The organism is Duganella paludis, from assembly GCF_054461335.1.
The window spans coordinates 279,701-303,484 of record NZ_CM136922.1; the positions used below are offsets into that span (position 1 = coordinate 279,701).

Consider the following 23,784-nt stretch of genomic DNA (forward strand, 5'->3'; position numbering starts at 1 on the left):
CCTCAGCCATGCAAATCACGTCCGCCCCCACTCCCCAGGTCATCGTTCCCGGCGCCAACGCTGGCAATGCGACTTCGGTGGACGGCACGTCGCTGGGGCTCAACGGCGAAAACGCCGCCACCGCCACGCCGGTCACGCCGACACCCAACTCGGCCGCACCGCTGCGCCGTGGCCTGAACAACTGGGACCAGCCGCTGCAGGGCGATATTTCCGGCGCCCAGCAAGCCCTCGATTTCCTGGAGCAGAGCGCGGCCCAACTGCGCAACCTGAAGGCCGACCTCAGCGCCCGCCTGGCCAACCGCCAGCGTTCCGACGGCGCCCTGGAAGCGCGCGTGCGCCAGTTCAGCAACAGCTGGCGCAACCGCAGCGCGGCCTCGGGCGGCACGCTCGACGCCAAGCTCAAATTCAGCAACCAGGGCACCAACACCACTTTCACCGTGCGCGGCATGAACCTGGCCAACCTGCGCAACGGCGGCCGCGAAGTGCTGGCGATTTCCATCGGCGGCGGCCAGAACGTGCGTTCGGTGGTGCTGGAGCCGGGCCTGTCCGACAGCCAGATCGCCCAGCGTTTCGACGAGGCGCTGGCGCCGAGCGGCGTGCGCGCCGGTCTCAACGACGACGGCCAGCTGGAGTTTTCCACCGCCGAGTCGCAGTGGAGCAATGTGCGCGACACCATCGCCGTGCAGGGCAACGGCATCCGTTTCCCAACCGGCCAGCTGAACCGCGTAAAGGCGGAAACCGCCCCGCCGGATGTCGATCCGGACAGCTGGAGCACGGCCGACATGGAGGCGATCCGCAGCAGCCTGCAACAGGTGGTGCAGGCACTGGCCAAGGTGGAACAATCGATCGCTTCGGTGCACCAGGCGCTGGCCCAGGTCAGCGCGCGCGTGCAGAACGCGGCGCCGGCGGCCACCAAGAACGGCATGGACCAGGTGGCGCAGAATTTTGTCTCGACCACCAAGCAGCCCGGCTACCAGTCGCTGCTGTCGATCACCTCGGCGCTGGCCGGCATCAGCCGCGAGCGCGTGATGTCGCTGCTGCGCCTGCGCTAAAGCTGGATCGGGCCGCGCTGCGCCAGCGCCGCCAGCTCCGCCGCCGGCAGCGCGCCGGCGTACACAAACCCCTGGGCGTAATCGCAGCCGGCCATGGCCAGCAAGCCGCTTTGCGCCTGGGTCTCCACCCCTTCCGCCACCACCTTCAGACCCAGCTTGTGGGCCATCACGATCAAGGCTTCGCACATGGCCAGGTCGCCGCTGTCGCTGGCCAGGTGCTCGATGAAGCTGCCGTCCAGCTTGAGCAGGTCGATGCCGAAATGCTTGAGGTGGGCCAGCGAGGAATACCCGGTGCCGAAATTGTCGAGCGCCACCTGCAAGCCCATTTCGCGCAACTCACGCAGGCGTTCGGTCACGCGCGCCGAACCGTCCAGCAACACGCCTTCGGTAATTTCCAGCACGATGCTGCGCGGCGGCAGGCCCAGCCGCGACGCCATCCTCAGCCATTCCACGTACAGCGCGGTGTCGCCGCGCAGCTGCGCCGGCGACTGGTTGATGCTGATCTGGAAGTGGCGGCCCAGTGCATCCTGCCATAGCCGCGCCTGCTGCACGGCCTGGCGGAACACCCAGTCGCCGATCTCCAGCATCATGCCGCCGGCTTCGGCCAGCGGCAGGAACTCGGCCGGGGCCAGCAGGCCGCGCACCGGATGGCGCCAGCGCAGCAGCGCTTCGGCGCGCTCGATCCTGCCGTTTTGCAGGTTGACGATGGGCTGGTAGTGCAGCACGAACTGCTCCTGCGCCAGCGCCTGGCGCAGGTCCAGCGTGACTTGCTGGCGCGCCTGCGCCGCCAGTTGCAGGTCGCGCGTGAAATAGCTATAGCGGTTGCGTCCGCTCTGCTTGGCGGCGTACATGGCCTGGTCGGCGCTGCGCAGCAAATCTTCGGGCGTGGCGGCGTCGGCTGGATACAGGGCGATGCCGACACTGGCCGAGACCGACGGCGAGGCCGCATCCAGGGTCACCGGGCGGCCCAGCAGCGCCAGCATGCTGGCGGCGATGCGGTCGACGCTGTCCGGCTGGTCCAGCCCGGACAGGATCACGGTGAATTCGTCGCCGCCCAGCCGTGCCACCGTGTCCGAGCTGCGCACGCACAGGCCGATGCGGCGCGCCGCCTCCACCAGCACGGCATCGCCCTGGTGGTGACCTAGGGTGTCGTTGACCTGCTTGAAGTCGTCCAGGTCGATGAACAGCAGCGCCAGCTGCGAACCCTCGCGCCGCGCCTTCTTGATTTCCTGGCCCAGGCGGTCGTTGAACATGTGGCGATTGGGCAGCGCCGTCAACTCGTCGAAATTGGCTTGGTGCCACACCAGCTCGGCCGAGGCGCGGCTGGCGGTGACGTCGGTCACCAACGCCAGCGCGCCGCGATAGCTACCGTCGGCGTCGAAGATGGGATTGGTGGCCAGCGTGGCCCACAGGTCGCGGCCGTCCTTGCGGATGAACTTGAATTCGTGGCGCTCCGAGACGCCGCGCTGGCGCTGGGCGATATTGCGCTCGAGGATGATGCGCCCTTCCTCGTCCATGAACGCCACCAGCGGCTGCTCCAGCATTTCCTCGATGCTGTAGCCCAGCATCTGCGCCATCTTGGGATTGACGAAACTGGTGCGCGAGGCGGCGTCGATTTCCCAGATGCCTTCCTCGGCGTTGTGGACGATGCGGCGGAAGCGCTCCTCACTGCGTTCCAGCGCCGCCAGCTTGCCCTCGGCCAGTTCCAGCACCATGCGGATGCCCTGCCCGTCGCCGTCGGCGCTGGCGCGCAGCGACACGGGAAAGCCCTGCTGGTTGCGGTTGCGCAGCATCTGCAGGTTGCACTGCTCGGGCTGGCTGGAGTTGATGGCGCGCCGCAGGAAGCGGTCGAAGTCCTCCAGGAAGCGCGGGGCGATGAACTGGCGGAAGGCGAGGCGCGCGGGATTGTTGCGCGGCACGCCGAGCAGGTCGGCGCCGACCACGTTCATTTGCAGGATCGTGGTGTCGTAGGCCAGCACGAAATAGCCGACCGGCGCCAACAGGTAGATGTCGTTGAAGTAAGCGTGCTCGGCGCCGTTGTCCAGGTCGCTATAAACCTCCCTTGCGGCCTCGTCGGTGAGGGTCGCCAGGCCGGGCAGCTCAGCGTGCATAGTCTTATCCATACACCCCCTTGTTTTGATGTTTTCAGACTAACATTTAGGGGCCGGGATGTCGAGTGCCGTGCTTAGCGCGAGCGGTGTGCGCGGTTCAAGCGTTGTTCCGCGCGCCGTTGCAGCGCTTCGAACAGCAGGCTGAGCGCCCAATAGATGGCGGCCGCCGCCAAGTACAGCGGCAAAGGCTGGAAGGTGGTGGCGATGACTTCCTTGGTCGACAGCATCAATTCCGTCAGCGTAATGACCGACACCAGCGAGGTATCCTTGATCAGGCTGATCAACGTGTTGCTCATGGCCGGCACCGCCACCCGCAGCGCCTGTGGCAGCACAATGTGGTACAGCGTGCGCCAGTAGCCGAGGCCCAGGCTAAAACTGGCGTCCCATTGCCCCTTGCTGATCGAGGCGATCGCCCCGCGCAAGCTCTCGGACAGGAAGGCGCCCGAGTTCAGGCTGAGCGCCAGGATGCCGGCCGTGACCGGCGAAAACTCGATGCCGACGCTGGGCAGGCCGTAATAAATCACGAACATCTGCACCAGCAGCGGCGTGCCGCGCATCAGACTGACGTAGATGTTGGCCGGCCAGGCCAGCACGCGGTACGGCAACATGCGCAGCACCGCCACCGGGAAGCCGATCAGCAGGCCGCCGACCATGGCCGCCAGCGCGAACAGCACGGTGTAGCCGGCGCCGCGCAGCATCACCGGCGCGGCTTCGCGCAGCAGTTCCAGCCATTCCATCGCTTACGGCGCCTTGCTGACGTCGACGCCGAACCATTTCACCGAAATGGCTTTCAGGCTGCCGTCGGCGGCCGCCGCGGCCAGCGCCTGGTTCAGCGCCTGCTTGAATTCGGGATTGCCCTTCTTGAACGGAATGCCCATGCGCTCGACCGCGCCCACCTGCGCCCCGGCCTTGATTGGCAGCTTGGAGATCTTCAGCAAATAGGCCGACATCAGGCTGTCGTTGAGCGCGGCGTCGATGCGGCCCGAGGCCAGGTCGGACATGGTGTCCGGCGCGGCCGCGTAGCTGCGCACCTCGACGCCCGCCACCGCCTTGGCCTGCTGCTCGTAGACGCTGCCCTGCCCCACGCCCAGCTTCTTGCCCTTGAGGTCGGCCAGGGTTTTATACACAGCGGTCTCGTTGTTGCGAATAATCAGCTGTGGCATGGAATAAATATACGGCTGGGAGAAATCGAAGGCCTGCTCGCGCTTGGGATTGACGCCCACCTGCGAAATGATGACATCGTATTTGTTGGCCGCCAGCCCGGCCAGGATGCTGGCCCACTCGCTGCTGACGAATTCCACCTTCACGCCCAGCCGCGAACCCAGCAGCTTGGCGACGTCGACGTCGTAGCCGGCCAGTTCGCCGTTCTTCTCTTTATAGTTGAACGGCGGGTAGGTGCCCTCCAGCGCGACCTTGAGCGTGCCGCGCGCCTTGACGGTGGCCAGCAGGTCGGCGGCCGAAGCCAGGGTCGGCAAAGCCAGCGCAGCGGCCAGCACCAGGATGAAATGACGTTTGAGCATGAGATTCCTATAGTGGCAGGCGCTACCAGGCGCCCATACGGCGGCGCAGGCCGAAATGATGGCCCACGACCAGTATCGAACTGGCGATCAGACCGCTCAGCCCTATCATCAACTGCACCAGCTTATCATCCGGCAGCACCCACATGCGGCCGGCCGGCGCTTCGCTCACGCGCGCGGCCGCCATGATCAGCGGCGCGATCCATTCCGCTTCTTCCGTCACGTCCAGAATGATGTGGCCGTCCTGCGTGGTCTGCAGGTAGATTTCGCCCCCTTCGGCCAGGGTGAAGCACACGCCGTAGCCGGTTTCATTCTTGCCGATGTGCTGCTGCAGGGCCTGGTTATGCTCTTCGATCCACAGTTCCACGTCGGCCGGCGTTTCCAGACCGCTCCATGGCACCGGGCGGAAGCGCGGCGGCTCTTGATTGTCTTGCATTGTTGAATCCTGTTGTCTTGCCCAGCCGCCAGTTTAGCCTAGAGCGGCCTATGCCGGGGGTCAACCCTTCCAGGTTCGTTGCAGGCCGGTGTCGGCGTGGATCCAGCCGCCGCGCGGGCCGGAGCGGTAGTAGAAGCCGACGCCGCCCTGGCGGAAACTCTTCACCAGGCCGCCCAGCACTTCCGCATTCAGGTTGGCCAGCCGGATATCGGCCGCGCGGCCCGTGATATGCAGCGACTGCCGCGCCGCAGGCACGCCGTCCTCGCGCAATTTATTGTTGGATGCTGCGGTGCGGTAGCCGGATAGAATCTCCACCGGCGAATCGATGCCGTAACGCTGCACGAAGGCTTGCGTACCCCACAGGGTTTCAAACAGCTTGGGATCGATGTTGCGGGTCTCGTTGCCGCCGTTGACGTCACGCATCAGGTGGCACAGGTCCTGGTAGGCCGATTCGATGATCTCGCCGTCTTTCCAGTACAGCAGTTTGGCGCGCTCCTTGCTGGCGGGCCGGGTGACCTCGATGGTGCGCGGGCGCAGCCAGAATTCCAGGTCCAGCGCCTGGGCGTCGAAGATATCGGGCGGCGGCACCATCTCGCCGCGTCCGATGCCGGACGGCGCCAGCTGCTCGGAGGCGCGCGGCATGGTGTTTTGCACCGCCACCGGCGCAGGCTTGGCGACTGGTTTTGCGACCGAAGCTTGCCGCACCGGCGTGCTACTGGCGCATCCTATCAACGGCACAGACAAGAAACTCGCTGCGGTCACCCCTAAAAACTCCCTGCGCGACGCCATAACTCCACCCATACCGTAAAAAAGCAATATTGTTACTATAGCCTATGCGGAGGGAAAGAAAAACCGCCACATCTTACGTTTGAGAAATGATACAGCTGCCTCAGCGATACAAAAATTCCGTATCAGAAATGTTTTTCCAGCTTCAGTTATGTGATTCGCTTATGGCTGGCATTCCAACAATAAAGTATTCATATATGACGCGCCGCAGTATAGTTCAGTTGTACCTGATTTGTTTTCCGATCTAACTAACTACCTACTGGAGCCTGCCATGATTACTCGTTCTATCGCCGCCCTGTCCCTGATCCTGCTGTCGACCATCAACCCAGCCAGCGCCGCTGTTGCCGCCGAACGCCTGAACAACGCCGATTGCGGCGCCCCTAACTACCGCAACTCGTGGCAAGACGACGAACTGGCCGGCAACGTCAAGGTCGCCGTGCTGGTCGATGACAAAGGCAACGTGCAAGACACCAAAGTGATCTCGTCGAGCGGCCACTTCGCCCTGGACAAAGCATCGCTGCGCGCCAGCACCAGCTGCAAGTTCAAGCCAGCCTCGAACGGCGCAGAACCAGTCTGGGCACAAGTGCAATACAACTGGGTTCTGAACTAATCGATGCAGTTTAAGCAGCGCGCCGCGCCGGTTCCCCCAGCAACACCGAGCGCGGCTCATCGAGCAGATACCCTTGCACGAGCAATGATACACCGGCGGCCGCGCTAAGTTCGCGCAAAGCCGCCAGGTGTTGCGGCGTTTCCAGCCGTTTGAACACCACTGCCACATTGGAGCCGGCGCAACGCTGGAGCAACTCCGTCAATCCCGCCACATCCTGCAGTTCGCGCGCGTCGAGCTTGAACACGTCCGGCCGCAAGCGATCGAGCACGCCCTTGCCATCCCGCGCACTATTCACATTGACCGCGAAGCGGAAGCCATTGCGGCGATAGTTATCCGATACGTAATTCAATAGCCAGCCCTGCTGCGGCGTCGCCGCCGGCAATTGCAGCACCACCCGCTCCAGCGGCAGCTCGAGCGCATCGAGAATGCGGCGGAAGGCATGGCCGTGGTTGCTGCTGACCGCGCTCAGCAGGCGGTCGTGCACGTTCAGGTAGAGATCGGCCTTGGCGTTGGGCGCGCTATCGGCCTGGCGGAAAAAATTGATCGCATGCAGCATGCGGCACAGGCGATCGAGCTCGATGGATTCGTCGTCGCTGGCCGCGTGGTCCAGCAGCTTCCACAGCGACAGCCCCTGGTCCTGCGCCGACACGCTGCGCGCCAGTCCCTCGTACGCCAGCACCGACTCGCCGTCCAACTGCCGGATAGGCTGGAACGCGCTGCTCATGGTGCAATTGAAAAACCGCCCCTGCGCCTTGCCCTCGTGATCGAGCCAGATGCTGGAAGCAGCGCTGGTGGCGTCGGATAGACGCGCCAGATACTTTTGCAGGATGGGAAAAGACATTGAAACTCCTTCGGGCTACCAAAAGTCGTCAGCGTATGCCCGGGCGCAGGAAAGCAGAACGAATGCTTTCGCCTATGGATATGCCAAAACATTCGTTCCGCCCGCGTGGTGCGGCCGTTATCGTGAGGTCATCGTTTAACCAGGTAGACCTGCATGTGCCAACTCCTCGCAATGAGCAGCAACAAGCCCGCCGCCATGGACTTCTCGTTCACCGGCTTTGTCGAACGCGGCGGCCGCACGGGCGAACACCGGGACGGCTGGGGCATCGCCCTGCACACGCCGACCGGCTGCCGCCTGTACACCGACTACCTGCCGTCGATCGAATCGCCGCTGGCGGCGCAGTTCAAGCAAAGCCCGATCAAGGCGCGCAGCGTGGTGGCGCACATCCGCAAGGCCACGCAGGGCCGCGTGTCGCTGGAAAACAGCCACCCGTTCACGCGCGAGCTGTGGGACCAGACCTGGTCCTTCGCCCATAACGGAGACCTGAAGCTGTTCGCGCCCGACGCCAGCCTTGGCCTTTACACGCCCTGGGGCGACACCGACAGCGAGCGCGCCTTCTGCCACATGCTGTCCGGCCTGGCGCAGCGCTTCGACGCGCAGCCCGAACGCCACGTGCTGTACGCGGCGCTGGCCGAGCTGGCCGGCGAGATCGCCGACTACGGCACCTTCAATTTCATCCTGTCGAACGGCGACCTGCTGTTCGCCCATTGCAGCACCGAGCTGCACGTGGTGGTGCGCGCCTATCCGTTTTCGGTGGCACATCTGATTGATTGCGAAATGAGCATAGACTTCAGCCGCCACAACCATCTGGACGACCGCATCGCCGTGATCGCCACCGCGCCGCTGACGTCCAACGAGCAATGGACGCGCTTTGCAGCGGGCGAACTGAAGCTGTTCGCCGGCGGCGTCGATGTCAGTGCTGAAGTGGTAGTGGAAGAAGAATGGCCGCTGGAGGCGGCCTACTAAACCGTATTGCAGTTGCAGAAGCGCTTGCGCTTGGGGGCGTCCGGACAGGTGGCGTCCTCGTCCAGCTGCTTCCAGAAAAACACCGTTTCCACGCCGTAGGGCGAACGCACCTTGCCGGCGTCGGTATAGCCGAGCCGGGCGAAGAATTCCTGGCCGGTGGCCGTGCTGTGCAATTGCAGCGCTTTCACGCCCCAGCCGCAAGCCTGCTCTTCCACGCGCTTGAGCAGCGCCTTGCCGACTCCCTGGCCACGCGCCTCCGGCAGCAGATAGCACAGCGCCAGCTTGCCGGCGCCGGTGAGCAATGCGACGCCGACGACAACGCCTTCGCTGGTAGCCACCAGCGAAAAATTGGTGGGCGAGCTGAACCAGTTCGCCACCATCTGCGGAGTTTTATTGCCTAGCCAGGCATCGAGGACGGCGGGATCGTTCTTATGATCCAGTTCGCAGCATTCCTTGATAGACCGGCGCAATACATTGCATGCTGCCTCCGCATCCGTCGAAGCAGCAATACGAATTTCAAGACTCATGTATGCTCACAAAACATTACTAATTACGACTATACACCAAGCCGGGTAAGGCCGTCCGATGCTGCCAGACTAGAGGGTGGCTCCGTGTTTGCCCACTAATGTTTTCAAAAATCCATATACGTTTTATAGCGAACTTCTAAGCATATTACGAAAAATTCGTATCTTTTCCGGGCGAAATTTTACACTATGGACACTTGTTATTACGAAAGCTCATTATGACCACCCAAAAAACTACTCGCCGCGTCGTCATCGCCTCCTTCCTGGCCGCTTCGGCCACCCTGCTGGGCCTGCCGTTGCAAGCCCAGGCCGCCGACCCTGTGCTGCTGAACGCGTCCTATGACGTAACGCGCGAGCTGTTCAAGGACATCAACCCGGCCTTCGTCGACTACTGGAAGAAAACCACCGGCGAAACCATCAGCGTCAACCAGTCGCACGGCGGCTCGTCCAAGCAGGCCCGTTCGGTGGCCGACGGCATGGAAGCGGCCGTGGTGACCATGAACCAGGCCAATGACATCGATATTCTGGTCGATCGCGGCGTGGTGGCGGCCGACTGGACCAAGAAATTCCCGAACGGCGCCTCGCCCTTCTACTCCACCGTAGTCTATCTGGTGCGCAAGGGCAATCCAAAACAGCTGAAGAACTGGGACGACCTGGCCAAGCCGGGCGTACAGGTCATCATCCCGAATCCTAAAACCTCGGGCAACGGCCGTTACACCTTCCTGGCCGCGTGGGGCTCGGTGCTGAAAAAAGGCGGCAGCGAAGCCCAGGCGCGCGAGCTGGTGAGCAAGATCATCAAAAACGTGCCTATCCTGGACGCTGGCGGCCGTGGCGCCACCACCACCTTCACCCAGCGTGAAATCGGCGACGTGCTGATCACCTTCGAAAACGAAGTCAACCTGGTGCGCACCGAGTTCGGCGACAAGTTCGACGTGGTCTACCCAACCACCTCCATCCTGGCCGAATCGCCGGTGGCCGTGGTCGACAAGGTGGTGGACCGCCGCAACCTGCGCAAGCAGGCCACCGGCTACCTGAACTACCTGTACACCGAGGAAGCCCAGGAAATCATCGCCAAGCACTCGCTGCGCCCGCGCTCGGAAAAGGCCTTCAAAAAGTACAACGCCAACTTCCGCCAGGTTGCCCTGTTCTCGGTGGATGAGGTGTTCGGCGGCTGGAAAGCGGCGCAGAAGAAATTCTTCGACGACGGCGGCGAGTTCGACAAGATCTATCAGAAGTAATCACCGTTACCCACAAAAAGCCCCGGGGCGCTCGCGCCTCGGGGCTTTTTGCATCTTGAGCATGAAAAAAAATATAAGAATCCGGGACTTACGCACAATAGACGAGAACCCACTTTAATGATATTGTCTATCCTTAGAGAATATTGCCGTGTAGCTAGACTATTTGCGCGCGCCACGTCCCCCAGACGTGTCCGATGGACTCCTCTTCCCTTTTTGAATACCGATATGCTCAAGAAAATTGTTGCTGTACTGCTGACATCGTTTACTGCGGCCACGTTTGCCGCAGTACCGCTCGGCTCGCAGTCCGTGCTGGTGGTCGAAGACGCCACCGGCAAAGTGCTGCTGGAAAAGAACGCCAATACCCAGGTGCCGATCGCCTCGCTGACCAAGCTGATGACGGCCATGGTGGTGCTGGACGCCAAACTGGACATGAACGAAAAGATCGCCATCGACCGAGCCGACGTGGATATGCTGAAACACAGCACCTCGCGCGTGCCGGTCGGCGCGGAAATTTCGCGCGGCGATGTGCTGCAGCTGGCGCTGATGTCGTCAGACAACCGCGCCGCCGCATCGCTGGCGCGCACCTTTCCGGGTGGCCTGGCTGGCTTCAAGCTGGCGGTCCGCCAGAAGATCCGCACGCTGGGTCTGACCCAGACCGTGATCGAGGAACCGACCGGTTTGTCGCCGCAGAATATGTCGACCGCGACCGATCTGGTGAAGATGGCGGCGGCGGCTGGAACCTATCCGGAGATCCGGCGCATCACCACCGACACCAAGGACATTATCAATATCAAGGGTCGCAAGGTGGAGTATCACAACACCAATCGCCTGGTTGGCGCCAAGGGTTGGGATGTGGGTTTGTCCAAGACGGGTTACACCGAAGAGGCCGGCCGTTGCCTGATCATGCGCTTCAAGTCGGCGGGTAAGGACGCAACGCTGGTGCTGCTGAATGCCAAGGCCAACTCGGCGCGTTTGATGGATGCGGCCAATATCCGCCGCTTCGTTGCGGGGCCGGATGAGAAACCGAAAGTATTGAAAGCTTCGGTCAAGAGCAAGAAAAAGGCTGTCAAACAGACCAAGCGTACGCGTCGGGCGATGTGATTTGCGCGACCCCGCGTGGCAGTGCGGGGTCGGACCCCGTACGGGGTCCGACCCCTAAGTGGTGACGCTGGCGCTGAGGCAAACGCACACGGGGTAGAACCAGATTCTGGCTGCAACGCGCCAAAATTTGGTTTAAACCCCGCCCAGCAAGTCCCTCAGCCCACTTGCCCTTTGGGTCCGCTGGCCTATTGCATCCAATAACACCTGCCCATTCGGGGTGAGTAACGTAAAGTAGTCGCGCGCCCGTGTGATGCCGGTGTAGATCAACTCCCTGGCCAACATCCCGCCCCCGTCTTTCGGCAACACCATGGCCGTGTGCGCGAACTCCGATCCCTGCGATTTGTGCACGGTCATGGCAAACGCCGTCTCCACATTTCTTAATCTTGTGGCAAGTACGCTGCGCACCGTTTCGCCTTCCGAGAAGTACACCCGCAACGCGCCAGGCCGCAACGGGTCCGGCAAGGTCAAGCCGATATCACCGTTGAACACCCCCGTCGCATAGTCGTTCCGCGTCACCATCACCGGCCGGCCGACGTACCATTCCCCCGTTTTCTTGAGCAAGCCAGCCGATTGCAATCTTTGTTCAATTGCATCATTCAGGCCCGACACACCCCACTCGCCTTCCCGCACCGCACACAAAATCCGGAAGCTCTCAAAACTTCTCAAAATATTAAGTCGTACGATGTCCTCGGCATTTTCCGGCAAATTCTTGATTAATTGCAAATAGCCGCGATAGCCTGTCAACGCCAGTTGCAGCAGGTCCGCAGACTGCGCCAAGTCGGTCCAGACCACCTTGCCGTCGCCGCCGGAACGCAATACTTCCACCGTCCTGGCCGCATCGCCGGCGTTCACGGCCAGCGCCAGCGCGCCGATCGGTCCGCCGAAACGGCGGCTTTCGCGCAGCATCACTGTCTGCTGGGCGATCGGCCCGCTGCGTCCGGCATACTCGTCCGGAATCTGCTGCCCGGTGCTCGCTTGCACATAAGACAAGGTTTCCGGCAGATATTCTCCGGCCTCGGCGTTGTGACACAGGTCGCCCAACACCGCGCCCGCCTCCACCGACGCCAGCTGATCCTTGTCGCCCAGCAAGATCAGCGTGGCGCGCTCCGGCAACGCCGCCAACAGCGCCGACATCATTTCCAGGTGAATCATTGACGCCTCGTCAACAATCAGCACATCCACGTCGAGCTGATTGCCGGCGTGGTGCTGGAACGCCCGGGTATCGGGACGCGCGCCCAGCAAACTGTGCAGGGTCCGCGCCGCGCCCATGCGCGCCGCCAGCTCGCGCAGCGGCAGGGCCGAGCCGACCTTTTCCGCCAGTTCGTCCAGCGCGATATCGATCGATTGCTTGAGGCGCGCCGCCGCCTTGCCGGTCGGCGCCGCCAGCGCCACGCGCAGGCCCGACTGTCGCTCGCCGGCGGTGGCGAACAGCAAGGCCAGCAGCCGCGCCACGGTGTAGGTCTTGCCCGTGCCGGGACCGCCGGTGATGATGCCCAGCTTGCCGCGCATGGCCACCGCACAGGCGATCTTTTGCCAGTCCGGACCGCCGCCGCGCGCCGGGTGCGGGAACAGGATGTCGAGCCATCGCCGGATGTCGGCCGTTTCCGCGTCGGCGTCGGCCGCCAGCACCCCGCCCAAGGCGCGGAAGCGCACCGCGCCGGCGACGTGGGTTTCATCCTGCCAGTAACGGCGCAGGTAGAGACGGTCGCCGTCCAGCACCAGCGGCTGGTTGAACTGCTCGCCGCCGACCGGCCACACTTGGCGGCAAGCGGCCAGCAAGGAGCGCCAGGCGGCCACGTCTTCCGGCCAGTTGCCGACGGCGGCGCGCAGTTCGCGCCATTCGTCGCCGCTCCAGCCCAGCAGCGCGGCCGGGTCGCCGTTCAGCTCGCTCAGCATCAGGCAGCTGTGGCCACGTCCTTCCAGTTCGGACAGCAGCACGCAGGCGGCCATCAATTGCGGCGAATTGTCGCCCACCGTGCCGATAAAGCGCGCGAACGCGCCGCTCAGGCGGCGCAACTGGCCGGCTTCGGTAAGCGCGTCGACCTGCACGAAAAATGCGTTACTCATGAGATGCACCCAGCAGGCTGTCCAGCCCTTCCAGCAATTCGGGATCCGGCGCCATCAAATAGCAGCCGCGCGTTTGCGGGTTGCCTATGCCGCGCAGGAACATGAAGACCGCGCCGCCCAGCTGTTCGGCGGGATCGTAGGCGTCGCCCAGGCGGCTTTGCAGCAGCCGGTGCAGCGCCAGCATGTAGATGGCGCCCTGAATGTCGTAGCGATGCTCGGCCATGGCGCCGATCAGCGCCGCTTCGTGATAGGCCCCATCGCCGCCGCCCAGCGCGTTCGATTTGTAGTCCAGCACCCAGTAGCGGCCCTCGTGCTCGAACACCAGGTCGCAGAACCCTTTCAGCATGCCGTGCAGTTCGCGCTCCGGCAGCGCGGGCCTCGAGACGCCGCCCAGCAGGTGCGCGGCGCACAGCCGGTCCAGCGCGCTGGTCACCAGGCGCTCGCTCGGGAACCAGAACTCCATTTCCGGCAGCGGTTCGGCGATGCTGCTCAGCGGCGCGTCCAAATACGGCAGCGGCGTGCCGGCGATCACGCGCAGCCACGCCAGCGTGTCGTCCAGGCGGTTGCCCCAGCCGGCGCGCTGCACGCGGCGCGTCAGGCGCGTTTCAAAATGCTCGCTGTCGATGATGGCAAAGCCCTCCTGACCCATCCACTCCAGTTGCTCGTGCAGGAAGTTGCCGGGTACAGAGCCACGCGGGAAGCGATGCCACGGCGCGTCTTCCACCCGCCCCGGCAGAACCATGGACGGCACATCACCCTCCTCCAGCAGCTTCTCCTGCAAGGCGTCGCGCGGCACCAGGCCGGCGGCACTGATGGCGCCCGTCGGTCCGGTGCGCCGCGCCAGCGAGCTGAAACTGCCGACCGACCAGTCGCGTTCAAAGCGCCCGCCGTAGTGCTGCGGTTCCAGCAGCGGCGGGCGTTCTTCCACGCGGCTCAGGCGCGTGGCCGGCTGTGCGCCCATCGGCAGCGTGGTGATGCTGATCGCATCGCAGCCTTGGCAGGCGTGGTGCCAGCGTTCCATCATCAGGTCCGACGGCAGCGGTGCGCCGCCGGTCAGCAGATAGCCGAGCGCCGATTCGTGCAGCGTGTTGTCGCCAGCCTTGCGGACCGACAGCGCGGTCACGCCCAGCCACAGGAAGTGGCGTGCTCGCGTCAGCGCCACGTACATCAGGCGCAGATCCTCTTGCAGGCGCGCGCGTTCGACCAGTTCCATGGCGGTGTCGGTCAAGGCCATGTCGATGCGGCGCACGCCGTCGTCGTCGCTGAATTCAAAGAAGCTGCGGTTGCGCCGTTCGACCTTGCGCGCGGTGACGGCGAACGGCAGGTACACCAGCGGATACTCAAGGCCTTTGGATTTGTGGACCGTGACCACCTTGACCAGTTCCGCATCGCTTTCCAGGCGCAGCACGCGTTCATCGCCCGCGCCTTCACCGCCTTCGATCTGCTCGGCCAGCCAGCGGATCAGCGCCTGCTCGCCGTCCAGCTGGCGGCTGGCCGATTGCAGCAGTTCGGCAAGGTGCAGGAGGTTGGTGAGGCGTCGTTCGCCGCCAGCCTGCTGCAACAGGGTCGCCGGCAACCGCAGCTCGTGGATGAAGCGGCGCAGCATCGCCAGCACGCCCTGGCGCTGCCAGATGATGTGCAGCGCCTTCAGTTGTTCGACCCGTTCCTCCCACGCCAGTTCGTCCGACGACAGGCGCGCCAGTTCGGCCAGCGGCAGGCCAGCGGTGCGCGTGGCGTAGGCGGTGCGCGCCAACGCACCGTCGAGCGGATTGGCGACGGCCGACAACCAGCGCAGCACGTCGGCCGCTTCCTCGCTGTCGGTGACGGAATCCTTGTCGGACAGGTAGACGCTCGGTACGCCACGCCGTTGCAATGCGCGGCGTATGGCCGCCGCTTCCTTGCGGTCGCGTACCAGCACGGCGATGTCGGCCGGCTGCAGGCGCGTGAAGCCTTTGCCATCGTCAAAGCCGACACGCTGTTCATTCAGCTTGGCGACGATGTCCTCGGCGCAGTGGTGGGCGAAGAATTCGCGGTAGCTGTCGGCCTTGAGATCCTGCGCTGCGCTGCAGGCGATCACCAGCGCCGGCACGTCGCCGGCCGCGTCAACCATGCGCTCATCGCGGCCCTTGGCGCCGACGGCTTCGAACGGCAGCGGATTCTCGCGCGTGACGATGTCGCGGAAGCGGAAAGCGCCTCGCGGGAAGCCCTGGTCTGCCGCGCTGCTTTCGGCATGCAGGAACAGGTGGTTGACGGCGTCCACCACCGCTTTCGTGGAGCGGTAGTTGGTGCCCAACTGGTAGTGGCGGCCGGCTGTGGCGCGGCGTGCCGACAGGTAGCTGTGGATGTCCGCGCCACGGAAGCCGTAGATCGATTGTTTGGGATCGCCGATCAGGAACAGTCCCGTCGCGGGATCGTTGTCCGCCACGCGATACAGCTCATTGAAGATCTGGTACTGGTTGGGCGCCGTGTCCTGGAATTCGTCGACCAGCGCCACCGGGTATTGGTCGGTGATGCGCTTGCGGAGAGCGGTGCCGTTTTCGCCCTGCAGCGCGGCGTTCAGGCGGTCCAACATGTCAGCAAAGCCGAACTGGCGGCTGCGCTTCTTCAGTTCTGCCATGCGGTCGGCCACCGCCGCCGCCGCGTGGCGGTACAGCGCGTGCGACAGCGGCTCGATTTCCAGCAGCGCGTTTTTCAGCGGCTGTGTTTCCTCGAAATCCTCGGGAATGGCGGCGCTGAAGTTCTTCGAGAACGCGTCTTCTATGCCTTCAGTAGCAAGGCGGTTCCAGGCGGTGTCCGAAATATCGGGCATGACGCTGGCCGGATTCTGCGACCATTCGCGCAGGCCGTTGAACCAGGCCACCAGCGAATCGGGACGCATCTTGTTCCCGTTGAAGCACTTGGGATCGACCGCGCGGTGATGGGCGATCCATTGTTCCATGCGGGTGGCGCGCTCGTACCAGCCGGCCTTCAGTTGCGCGAGCTGCGCCTGCTGCTGCCGCTGCACGCCAGCGATCAAGGCGCCCAGCGATTCGCCGCGACCGGCCGCATCGCCGATGATGTCGGCGCGCTTGACCAGGTCACGGATCGATTTTTTCAGTGCGCCGACGTCGCCCCAGCAGGACAACAATGCTTCCAGCGAGAGCGCGTTCAGCGGGTAGACCTGCTGGCGCCAGTAATCATGTGCGGCGTCCTCGAACAGCGCCTGTTCGTCGCTGACCAGTTCTTCGTCGAACAGGCTGCCGCTGTCGAAGGCGTGTTCGCGCAGCATGCGCTGGCACCAGGCGTCGATGGTGAAGATGGCCGCTTCGTCCATCGTTTCGGCGGCCAGTTGCAGGCGGTGCGCGGCCTGCTGCTGCGCGGCGCGGTCCGGATAGGATTCGAGGATCTGGTCCAGGTATTCGTCGCGCTTTGGGTGTGCTTCGGCGGCGCGGAAGTACGCTGCCGCCTCGACCAGCCGTTCGCGCACGCGGTTGGACAGCTCGCGCGTGGCGGCGCGGGTGAAGGTCATCACCAGGATATCGGCCGGCAGCAAGGGACGCTGATAGGCGTTGTCGCCGCCGTGGCCTAGCACCAGGCGCACGTACAGCGCTGCGATGGTCCAGGTTTTGCCGGTGCCGGCGCTGGCCTCGATCAGGCGCGAGCCGTGCAGCGGAAAGGTCAGCGGCGCGAGTTGGTTTGCTGCGTTGTTCATGCCGAGCCCTCGCCGTCGATCTGCTCGACCGTAATAAAGTGTTCCATCCATTCCGCCAGCGGGCCATACAGGGCGCGCGATACGTCGTCGAAGTCATCCTCTGCGCTGAGGGCGACAAAGTCAGGCCACAGGCGCGCCAGGCACAGGTCCTGGTTCTCGCCGCCGATGTCGAATCCGCCGTCGTACACGGCACGCGGATCGCCCTCCTGCACCAGCGCCAGCGCTGTCTTGCAGGCGGTCGGCAAGGGCCGGTTCATGCCATCGCGCCACAGGCACACCAGTTCGCGCAAGGCTTCCTGCGCCTGCACCGGGTCCAGCGGCTTCATGGTGACGATGGCGTCGCGCGCCACGAGGTAGCCGGTAACCTGCATGCCGGTGGCCGATATGGCCAGCTGGCGCAGCCACATGGCGATCAGCTTGTCGCCGCGCGGTTTGCCCTGCTTGTCGGCCACGCGCGAGGACATCTGCGCCAGCCACACGGTGTCGCTGCCGTTGCTGCGCAGCTGGTCGATCCAGTCGTCCAGCGGCACGCCGGCCAGCACCAGGTTGAGCGCCACCTTGGGCGCCGGCAGTTCGTAGTGCTGGCGCAGCGTCAGCCAGGCGCAACGCACCGGCACCAGCGCCTGCACCAGCTGGTCCTGGTACTGCTGGCCGATCAGGCCTATCGGCAGCACGCCTTCGCGCGCCAGGCGACCGGCGCGCTGGGTCAGTTTGTCGTAGACCTGGTCGATTTCCTCCGGCGTTTCAGCGTCGTCGAGCATGGTGTCTTCGAGCAGATAGCGTTCCAGAGCGTTGAGCGAGAACGGTTCCTCGTCTTCGCCGACCAGCGCGGATTCGACGAACATCACGCCCAGGCGCTGGCGGAAGAAGAAGCGCACCGGCTGGCGCAGGAAGTTGTGCAAGCTGGCCAGCTTGAGGCGGAACTTGTCGTCGATGTCGAACGGCGGCAGCACCGCCGTTTCGGCGCTCGCGGCATCCTCGCCATGCGCCTCGCGCCATTCGCGCGCGTAGGTCAGCAGGCCGCCGGCTTCGAAGTAGCGGCGGCTGAAAGGCTGCAGCGCGTGCTCGGTGGTGCGCGCGTGCAGATCCTCCTTTTCCAGATCCCAGCCGCTGACCAGATAGTCGCGCAGTTGCGATACCAGCACCGACGGCGGCTGCTCGCTGTTGTCGCGCACATTGCGTCCGACCCAGCTGATATACAGCTTGTCGCGCGCGGCCAGTACCGCTTCCAGCATCAGGTAGCGGTCGTCGTCGCGGCGCGAGCGGTCGCCCGGACGGGCCATGCCCGGCTGCGCCAGCAGGTCGAAGTCGGCCTTGGGCGCGCGGCGCGGGAAGTCGCCGTCATTCATGCCGAGCAGGCAGACCACGCGGAACGGAACGGCGCGCATCGGCATCAGCGTGCAGAAGGTGACGCCGCCGGACACGAACTGGTGGTTCAGCGTCGGCTCGTCCATCAATCCCAGCCAGGCCTCGCGCAGCACGGCCAGCGGCACCGCTTCTTCGTAGGCCGCGCCTTCGCAGGTGTCCAGCCATTTGTTCAGGGCGTCGTCCAGGAGCGCCAGGGTCAGGCGGTCGCCCTCCTCGCCGGGCTTGAAGAAGGCCGCCAGCAGCGCGCGCGCCTGCACGCCCCATTCGGCCGGCGAGCGTGATTCGGCCAACACCGCGCGCCAGTGCAGCAGCGCTTCCACCAGTTGCGCCAGCGAGCCGGCCAGCGCGGCATCGAGCCCGCCGACTTCCGCATAGGGTTCGATGCCGGCGAAGCTGGCGCCGTTACCCCACCCGGTGCCGGAGCTGCCGTTGGCTGCGGCGCCGGCATTGGCACTCGCGTGGACACCGCCCGAGCCGCTCGCGTAGCCCAGCAGCATGCGGCGCACGCCGAAGATCCAGGCATTCTGCTCGCCGGCAGGGCCGAGACCGAGGCCGCTGCGGTGTTCCTGATCCAGCCCCCAGCGCACGCCCGCGCCTTCGATCCAGCGGCCCAGCGTCGGCAGGTCGTCGTCATGCAGGCCGAAACGCGCGGCCAGCGCCGGCACGTCCAGCAGGTCGCGCACTTCGCTCTGGCGGCAGCGCTGCTGCGGCAGGCGTAGCAGCCACTCCAGCGCCACCAGCAGCGGATTGACGCTGCGGTCGTTGACGTCGCCGATTTCGAACGGGATGTAGCGCGCATCGTTGCGGCGGTGCTGGGCGAATACCGCGTGGATGGCGGCGGAGAAGGTGTCGATGTCGGGCACCATCACCACCACGTCGCGTGGGCGCAGCGGACGGCCGTTGCGCTGGGCGTCGACGAACATTTGCAGCAACTGGTCGTGCAGCACCTCGACCTCGCGCTGCACGCTGTGGGCGATGTGGAATTCGATGGAGCGGTCGTCCGCCGCCGGCGCCGCGTGCGGGTGCTCGGACAGCGGCAGCAGTTCGCGTACGGCGGCCTGCACCTGCGACAGCAACGTATCGCCCTCGCCCTCGCTGAACAGGTCCACGCGCAGCGGCGCGGCGGCGTCTTCGTTTTCGGCGGCCGCGGCTTGCGCCGCTTCGTCGAACTCATCGAGCATGCGCACGAAGTCGCGGCCCTGGCGCCCCCAGCTGGCCAGCAGCGGATGGCTGTGGGCGTGCAGTTCTTCCAGCGGAATCTGGCCCAGGTCCTGGCCGTTGCGCAGTTGCTGGCGGCGGTGCGCGCTGCGCAACAGGTCGCGCCCTTCGATGATGTCGCCCCAGTAGTACTGGCAGGGATTGGGCACGGCCAGCAGCACCTGCGTGTAGCGCGCCAGCGAAGCGAGCGCCTGCAAAGTCTGGAACGGCAGCGCCGACACACCGAAGATCACCACCCGGCGCGGCAGGCGGCCCAGCGGCGCTTCGCCGGCGGCGCTGGCGCGCACGAATTCCGTGTGCACCGTGGCGCGGCCCAGGTCGCGCTCGTGCGGCGCCACGTCGGCGATCACGGCGCGCCACAACTGGCCCTGCCAGCGCTGGTCTTCCGGCAGCGGCGCGACCTCGCCGCGCGCATTGCGCAGCTGGTCGCGGCCGGCCGCCCAATCATCGAGCCAGTCTGCCCGGTAGACCTGGTATTGGTCGAACAAGTCGGCCAGCCGTTCGGCCAGTTGCAGGCGGCGCTCGGCCTCGCCGTCGGCCAGGAAGTGGCGCAGCGGCGTGAAGACGGGATCGGCCAGCAAGGTAGGCAGAAGGCGCATCAGGCGCCAGGTCAGCGGGCCTTTGTCGAAGGCGGAGATGGGCGGCACGCTTTCGCGTCCCAGCATGCCGCGATAGGCGTCCCACAGGAAGCGCGCCGGCAGCGCCACGCGGGCGGCGGCGCAGATGCCGGCTTCCTCGGCCAGCGCGATCTTCAGCCACTCGGCCACGCCGTTGGACTGCACCAGGAAGATTTCCGACTCCAGCGCCCCGAGCGGATGATTCCTCAGCCATTGGAAGACGGCGGCGCGCAGCTGTTCCATCTGGTTGCCGTGCAAAATCAGCAGGCCGGGGGTGATGCCAGGGTGCATAGGGCTGTTCTATATGATCGAAGCCCTATTATCGCTCTAGCCCGGATCGTATGCCAGCAGTTCCTGTTCGATATGCAGGTCCAGCACGGCCAGCATGGCGTGCAGCTGCTGCACCAGCCGGCGCGCGTTGTCGCTGTCGGCGTCGTTGCGCACCTGTTCCAGCGCGTAGCACAGGTTCCCGAACTGCATGGCGCCCACCGCGCGCGCCGCCGATTTGATGCGGTGCCCCAGTTCGGACAGCTGCACCAGATCGTCCTGGGCCAGCGCCTGGTCGATCTCCACCAGGCCGTCGCGGGCGGAGCTCAGGAACAGCAGCGCGTATTTGCGCATCTTGTCCGGCTTGCCGCTGAAGGTGGAGGCCAGCGCCGCCAGGTCGAACAGCTCGGCCGGCGCCTCGTCGTCCTGCGGCGCGGTGGCGATCACCGGCATGGCCGGCGCTGCGGATACCGGCGGCGCAGGCGGAGCTGCAGGCGCCATCTGGCGCGGCACGAACACCGGCGGCGACGGCAGCACCGCCACCTGCATCGGCGCCGAGAAATACGACGGCGGCGGCGGCACCGGCTTGCGCGCCATCTCGCTCGGCGTCCTGGCCCGTTGGCTCATCCACTTCGACAGCATATTGAACAGCAGCTTGGGCGCGATCGGCTTGGTGACAAATTCGTCCATGCCGGCATCCAGGCAGCGCTGCTGGTCGCCGCGCCCGGCGTTGGCGGTCATGGCAATGATCAGGGTGGCCGACAGCTTGGGATGGGCGCGGATCAGGCGCGTGGCTTCGTAACCGTCCATCACCGGCATCTGCACGTCCATCAGCACGCAGTCGAAGCGCTCCTTGAGCAGCAGGTCGATGGCTTCCTTGCCGTTGTTGGCCACGCAGACGGTGGCGCCGGCGTCCTCCAGCAGCTCCTGCCCCACCTGCTGGCTGAAGATATTGTCCTCCACCAGCAGGATGGAGGCGCCGCGTATGCTGTCCAGCACATCCGGCTGCACCGCATCGTCGCTGGACTGCAGGAAGCGCACACCCTTGACCAGGCGCGCGGTGAACCAGAAAGTGCTGCCCTTGCCCGGCGCGCTGTCGACGCCCACGCCGCCGCCCATCAGCTCCGCCAGCTGCTTGCTGATCACCAGCCCCAGGCCGGTGCCGCCGTAGCGGCGCGTGGTCGAGGTGTCGGCTTGGTGGAAGGACTGGAACAGCTGCGCCACCTGGTCCTGCGTCATGCCGATGCCGTGGTCCACCACTTCGATGCGCACCATCACATGGCTGTCGCGCTCCTCCAGCGGCCGCGCGCGGATCACCACCTTGCCGTTTTCCGAAAACTTGATCGCATTGCTGGCGAAGTTCAGCAGCACCTGCTCCAGCCGCAACGGATCGCCGCGCAGCTGGTGCGACAGGCCGGGCCAGATTTCATACACCAGCTCCAGTCCCTTGGCCTGCGCGCTTTCGCCCAACTGGCTGGAGATGTTCGACAGCAGCGTATCGAGCGTGAAGTCCAGCACCTCCAGGTCCATCTTGCCCGCTTCGATCTTGGAGAAGTCCAGGATGTCGTTGATGATGCCCAGCAGGTGCTGGCCGGAGTGGTAAATCTTCTGCAGGTAGTCGCGCTGCTTGGGATGCGTGACCGATTTCAGCGCCAGGTGCGCCATGCCGATGATGGAGTTCATCGGCGTGCGGATCTCGTGGCTCATATTGGACAGGAAGTCGCTCTTGGCCTGGTTGGCGGCGTCGGCTTCCTCCTTCAACTTGTGCAGCTCCGTGACGTCGGTCGACAGGCCGATCACCGCCGTCACCGAGCGGCCCAGCTCCACCGGCACCTTCACGGTCCACTGGTGCTGCACCACGCCGTCGCTGCCGACGAAGGTGGTCTCGCCGGAACGCTTGACGTTATCGGCGAACACCGGCCGCTCCAGCGCCCACTGAATATCCGCCGTCGCCGGGTCCATCAATTCGCGGTCAAGCTTGCCGATGATGTCCTTGGCCGGCAATCCCATGCAGGCGGCCATGCGGGCGTTGACGTAGATGTAGCGCCGGTTGCGGTCCTTCATGTAGACGTGGGCGTCGACGCTGTTGAGCACCGTGTCGAGCATCACGCCCTGCTTGATGGCGCGCCGACGCGAGGCGTACAGCACGAAGACGTAGCTATACAACAGCAGCGTGCCGGCAAAGCCGGTCAGCGCGGCGATCCACGGGAAGTAGAGATCGAAGCCGGTCAGCAGCGCGTCCTTGCGGACCTGGAACTGCGCCTTCCACAGGCTGCCGTTGAAATCGATCGGCAGCACGGTTTCAAAATGACGATCGCGCTCGGCGGCCGCCAGCGGCGTGGCCACCAGCGCGCCATTGTCGTTGTACAGCAGGCGGTCGGTCGGCTCGATCACCAGCCGACGCTGCTCGACGTCGGCGCTGCCGTCGGCGAACAAGGTCAGATGCACCTGCCGCACCGTCATCTCGTCGATCGCGCCCTGCACCAGCCGGGGCACGCTGAAGCCCGCGCCCACCGACCCCAGATAGGCGGCACGGCGTTCGGCCACGGTGCCGGTCGGCAGGCCGCGCCGATAGACCGGCAGCCGCACGCCCAGGCCGAAATGCGGCGTCGGCAGCTTGACCACGATGGGCTGGCCGGAAGCCGCCACCTGCCCGCTGTCGCGCGAGGACGCCAGCATGCGGGCGATGGCCGGACTGGCGGCGATGTCGACGCCATGCCGCTCCTCCAGCATGGCGAGCGGCTCGAGATAGGTCAGCACCGCGTACTGTTCGCGGCGGCCGGGCGGCTTGATGTCGAATTCGGGAAAGCCTTCGGCGCGCACGCCGGCCACGAAGGCGTCGCGCTGGGCGTCCGTCACCATCGGCGCCCAGGTCAGCGCTTCGATGGCGGGGAAATAGCGCGGGATATCGAGGCTGGCGACGTACTGATTGAACTGCTTGCGCGAAATGGCGTCGCTGGTTTGAAACAGCGCCGCCATGCCGCGCGTGAGGTCGGAATAGGACTTGATGCGCGCCGAGATGCCGTACTGCGTGCTGCGCGCCAGGTTTTCAAAGCGCCGGGCGGCATCGTCATCGACCGTGCGCGCGGCGACGCCATAGAGCAGCGCACCAATTCCAGCCGCCAAGGCGCAGCCCACCGCCCAAAATACCAGGCGTGAACGGGTGACGAATTTACTCCTGTTAGCGGTTTTCAGCATGCAGTATCACTTGAATACGAAATTATTTGCATCACAGCAGCATACTATTAATGCTCCGCTGAAACCAGTGTAAGAATTGGTGAGAATTCCCCTCCAATCGTGCGCGTAGGAAAATTTAGTTCCGATAATATTTTTGTCGTTGGAAAAACTAGTAGCTTAGTTAGTAAAACGATAAA

General features: G+C 64.7%; 16 protein-coding genes. 5 read left to right on the forward strand and 11 right to left on the reverse strand.

What is annotated here, in order from left to right; translation table 11 throughout:
- Window positions 1-8 precede the first annotated feature (8 nt).
- Window positions 9-1,052 carry a hypothetical protein gene (locus ACXZ1M_RS01240; protein WP_459051422.1) on the forward strand — a complete coding sequence of 348 codons (1,044 nt, stop codon included), beginning with the start codon at window positions 9-11 and terminating at the stop codon, window positions 1,050-1,052.
- Here ACXZ1M_RS01240 and ACXZ1M_RS01245 read toward each other — a convergent pair.
- The 5 genes from ACXZ1M_RS01245 to ACXZ1M_RS01265 all read right to left on the reverse strand — a co-directional run bounded on the left by ACXZ1M_RS01245 (window position 1,049) and on the right by ACXZ1M_RS01265 (window position 5,758).
- Window positions 1,049-3,163, reverse strand: coding sequence for a putative bifunctional diguanylate cyclase/phosphodiesterase (locus ACXZ1M_RS01245; RefSeq protein ID WP_459051423.1), 2,115 nt, complete (start codon window positions 3,161-3,163; stop codon window positions 1,049-1,051). The two genes, ACXZ1M_RS01240 and ACXZ1M_RS01245, sit on opposite strands and share 4 nt — an antisense overlap.
- Before the next feature lie 74 nt (window positions 3,164-3,237).
- Window positions 3,238-3,900: an amino acid ABC transporter permease gene (locus tag ACXZ1M_RS01250; RefSeq protein ID WP_459051424.1), complete on the reverse strand. Its 663-nt coding sequence runs from the start codon at window positions 3,898-3,900 to the stop codon at window positions 3,238-3,240.
- Between the two features lie 3 nt (window positions 3,901-3,903).
- A complete protein-coding gene (locus ACXZ1M_RS01255) occupies window positions 3,904-4,683 on the reverse strand; it encodes a transporter substrate-binding domain-containing protein (RefSeq protein ID WP_459051425.1) in 780 nt (259 codons plus the stop codon).
- A gap of 22 nt (window positions 4,684-4,705) precedes the next feature.
- Window positions 4,706-5,116 (reverse strand): hypothetical protein, encoded by a 411-nt coding sequence (locus tag ACXZ1M_RS01260; RefSeq protein ID WP_459051426.1) that lies wholly within the window; start codon window positions 5,114-5,116, stop codon window positions 4,706-4,708.
- A gap of 60 nt (window positions 5,117-5,176) precedes the next feature.
- Window positions 5,177-5,758: a YcbK family protein gene (locus ACXZ1M_RS01265; protein WP_459053953.1), complete on the reverse strand. Its 582-nt coding sequence runs from the start codon at window positions 5,756-5,758 to the stop codon at window positions 5,177-5,179.
- Window positions 5,759-6,173: 415 nt separating this feature from the next.
- On the opposite strand from ACXZ1M_RS01265, the gene ACXZ1M_RS01270 reads away from it, so the two are divergent.
- Complete coding sequence (locus tag ACXZ1M_RS01270) at window positions 6,174-6,512, forward strand: energy transducer TonB (RefSeq protein WP_459051427.1); 339 nt, start codon at window positions 6,174-6,176, stop codon at window positions 6,510-6,512.
- Window positions 6,513-6,522: 10 nt separating this feature from the next.
- On the opposite strand, the gene ACXZ1M_RS01275 is transcribed toward ACXZ1M_RS01270, so the two are convergent.
- Entirely contained in the window at window positions 6,523-7,353 is an 831-nt protein-coding gene (locus ACXZ1M_RS01275; RefSeq protein ID WP_459051428.1) for an EAL domain-containing protein, read from the reverse strand.
- Between the two features lie 153 nt (window positions 7,354-7,506).
- Here ACXZ1M_RS01275 and ACXZ1M_RS01280 point away from each other — a divergent pair, with 153 nt between their 5' ends.
- Window positions 7,507-8,319, forward strand: coding sequence for a class II glutamine amidotransferase (locus ACXZ1M_RS01280; RefSeq protein WP_459051429.1), 813 nt, complete (start codon window positions 7,507-7,509; stop codon window positions 8,317-8,319).
- Here ACXZ1M_RS01280 and ACXZ1M_RS01285 read toward each other — a convergent pair.
- Window positions 8,316-8,789, reverse strand: coding sequence for a GNAT family N-acetyltransferase (locus tag ACXZ1M_RS01285; protein ID WP_459051430.1), 474 nt, complete (start codon window positions 8,787-8,789; stop codon window positions 8,316-8,318). The genes ACXZ1M_RS01280 and ACXZ1M_RS01285 overlap by 4 nt on opposite strands.
- A 272-nt stretch (window positions 8,790-9,061) precedes the next feature.
- On the opposite strand from ACXZ1M_RS01285, the gene ACXZ1M_RS01290 reads away from it, so the two are divergent.
- Together ACXZ1M_RS01290 and ACXZ1M_RS01295 are read left to right on the forward strand one after the other, a co-directional pair.
- Window positions 9,062-10,081 (forward strand): sulfate ABC transporter substrate-binding protein, encoded by a 1,020-nt coding sequence (locus ACXZ1M_RS01290; protein ID WP_459051431.1) that lies wholly within the window; start codon window positions 9,062-9,064, stop codon window positions 10,079-10,081.
- 225 nt (window positions 10,082-10,306) lie between these two features.
- Window positions 10,307-11,182 (forward strand): serine hydrolase, encoded by an 876-nt coding sequence (locus ACXZ1M_RS01295; RefSeq protein ID WP_459051432.1) that lies wholly within the window; start codon window positions 10,307-10,309, stop codon window positions 11,180-11,182.
- A 132-nt stretch (window positions 11,183-11,314) separates the two neighbouring features.
- On the opposite strand, the gene recD is transcribed toward ACXZ1M_RS01295, so the two are convergent.
- The 4 genes from recD to ACXZ1M_RS01315 are packed head-to-tail and all read right to left on the reverse strand — an operon-like array spanning window position 11,315 to window position 23,608.
- A complete protein-coding gene (recD, locus tag ACXZ1M_RS01300) occupies window positions 11,315-13,249 on the reverse strand; it encodes an exodeoxyribonuclease V subunit alpha (protein WP_459051433.1) in 1,935 nt (644 codons plus the stop codon).
- Window positions 13,242-16,940: an exodeoxyribonuclease V subunit beta gene (gene recB / locus ACXZ1M_RS01305; RefSeq protein WP_459051434.1), complete on the reverse strand. Its 3,699-nt coding sequence runs from the start codon at window positions 16,938-16,940 to the stop codon at window positions 13,242-13,244. The genes recD and recB overlap by 8 nt, the downstream gene beginning before the upstream one ends.
- Complete coding sequence (gene recC, locus ACXZ1M_RS01310; protein WP_459051435.1) at window positions 16,937-20,434, reverse strand: exodeoxyribonuclease V subunit gamma; 3,498 nt, start codon at window positions 20,432-20,434, stop codon at window positions 16,937-16,939. The genes recB and recC overlap by 4 nt, the downstream gene beginning before the upstream one ends.
- 36 nt (window positions 20,435-20,470) lie before the next feature.
- A complete protein-coding gene (locus tag ACXZ1M_RS01315; RefSeq protein WP_459051436.1) occupies window positions 20,471-23,608 on the reverse strand; it encodes a CHASE domain-containing protein in 3,138 nt (1,045 codons plus the stop codon).
- Between the last annotated feature and the right edge of the window lie 176 nt (window positions 23,609-23,784).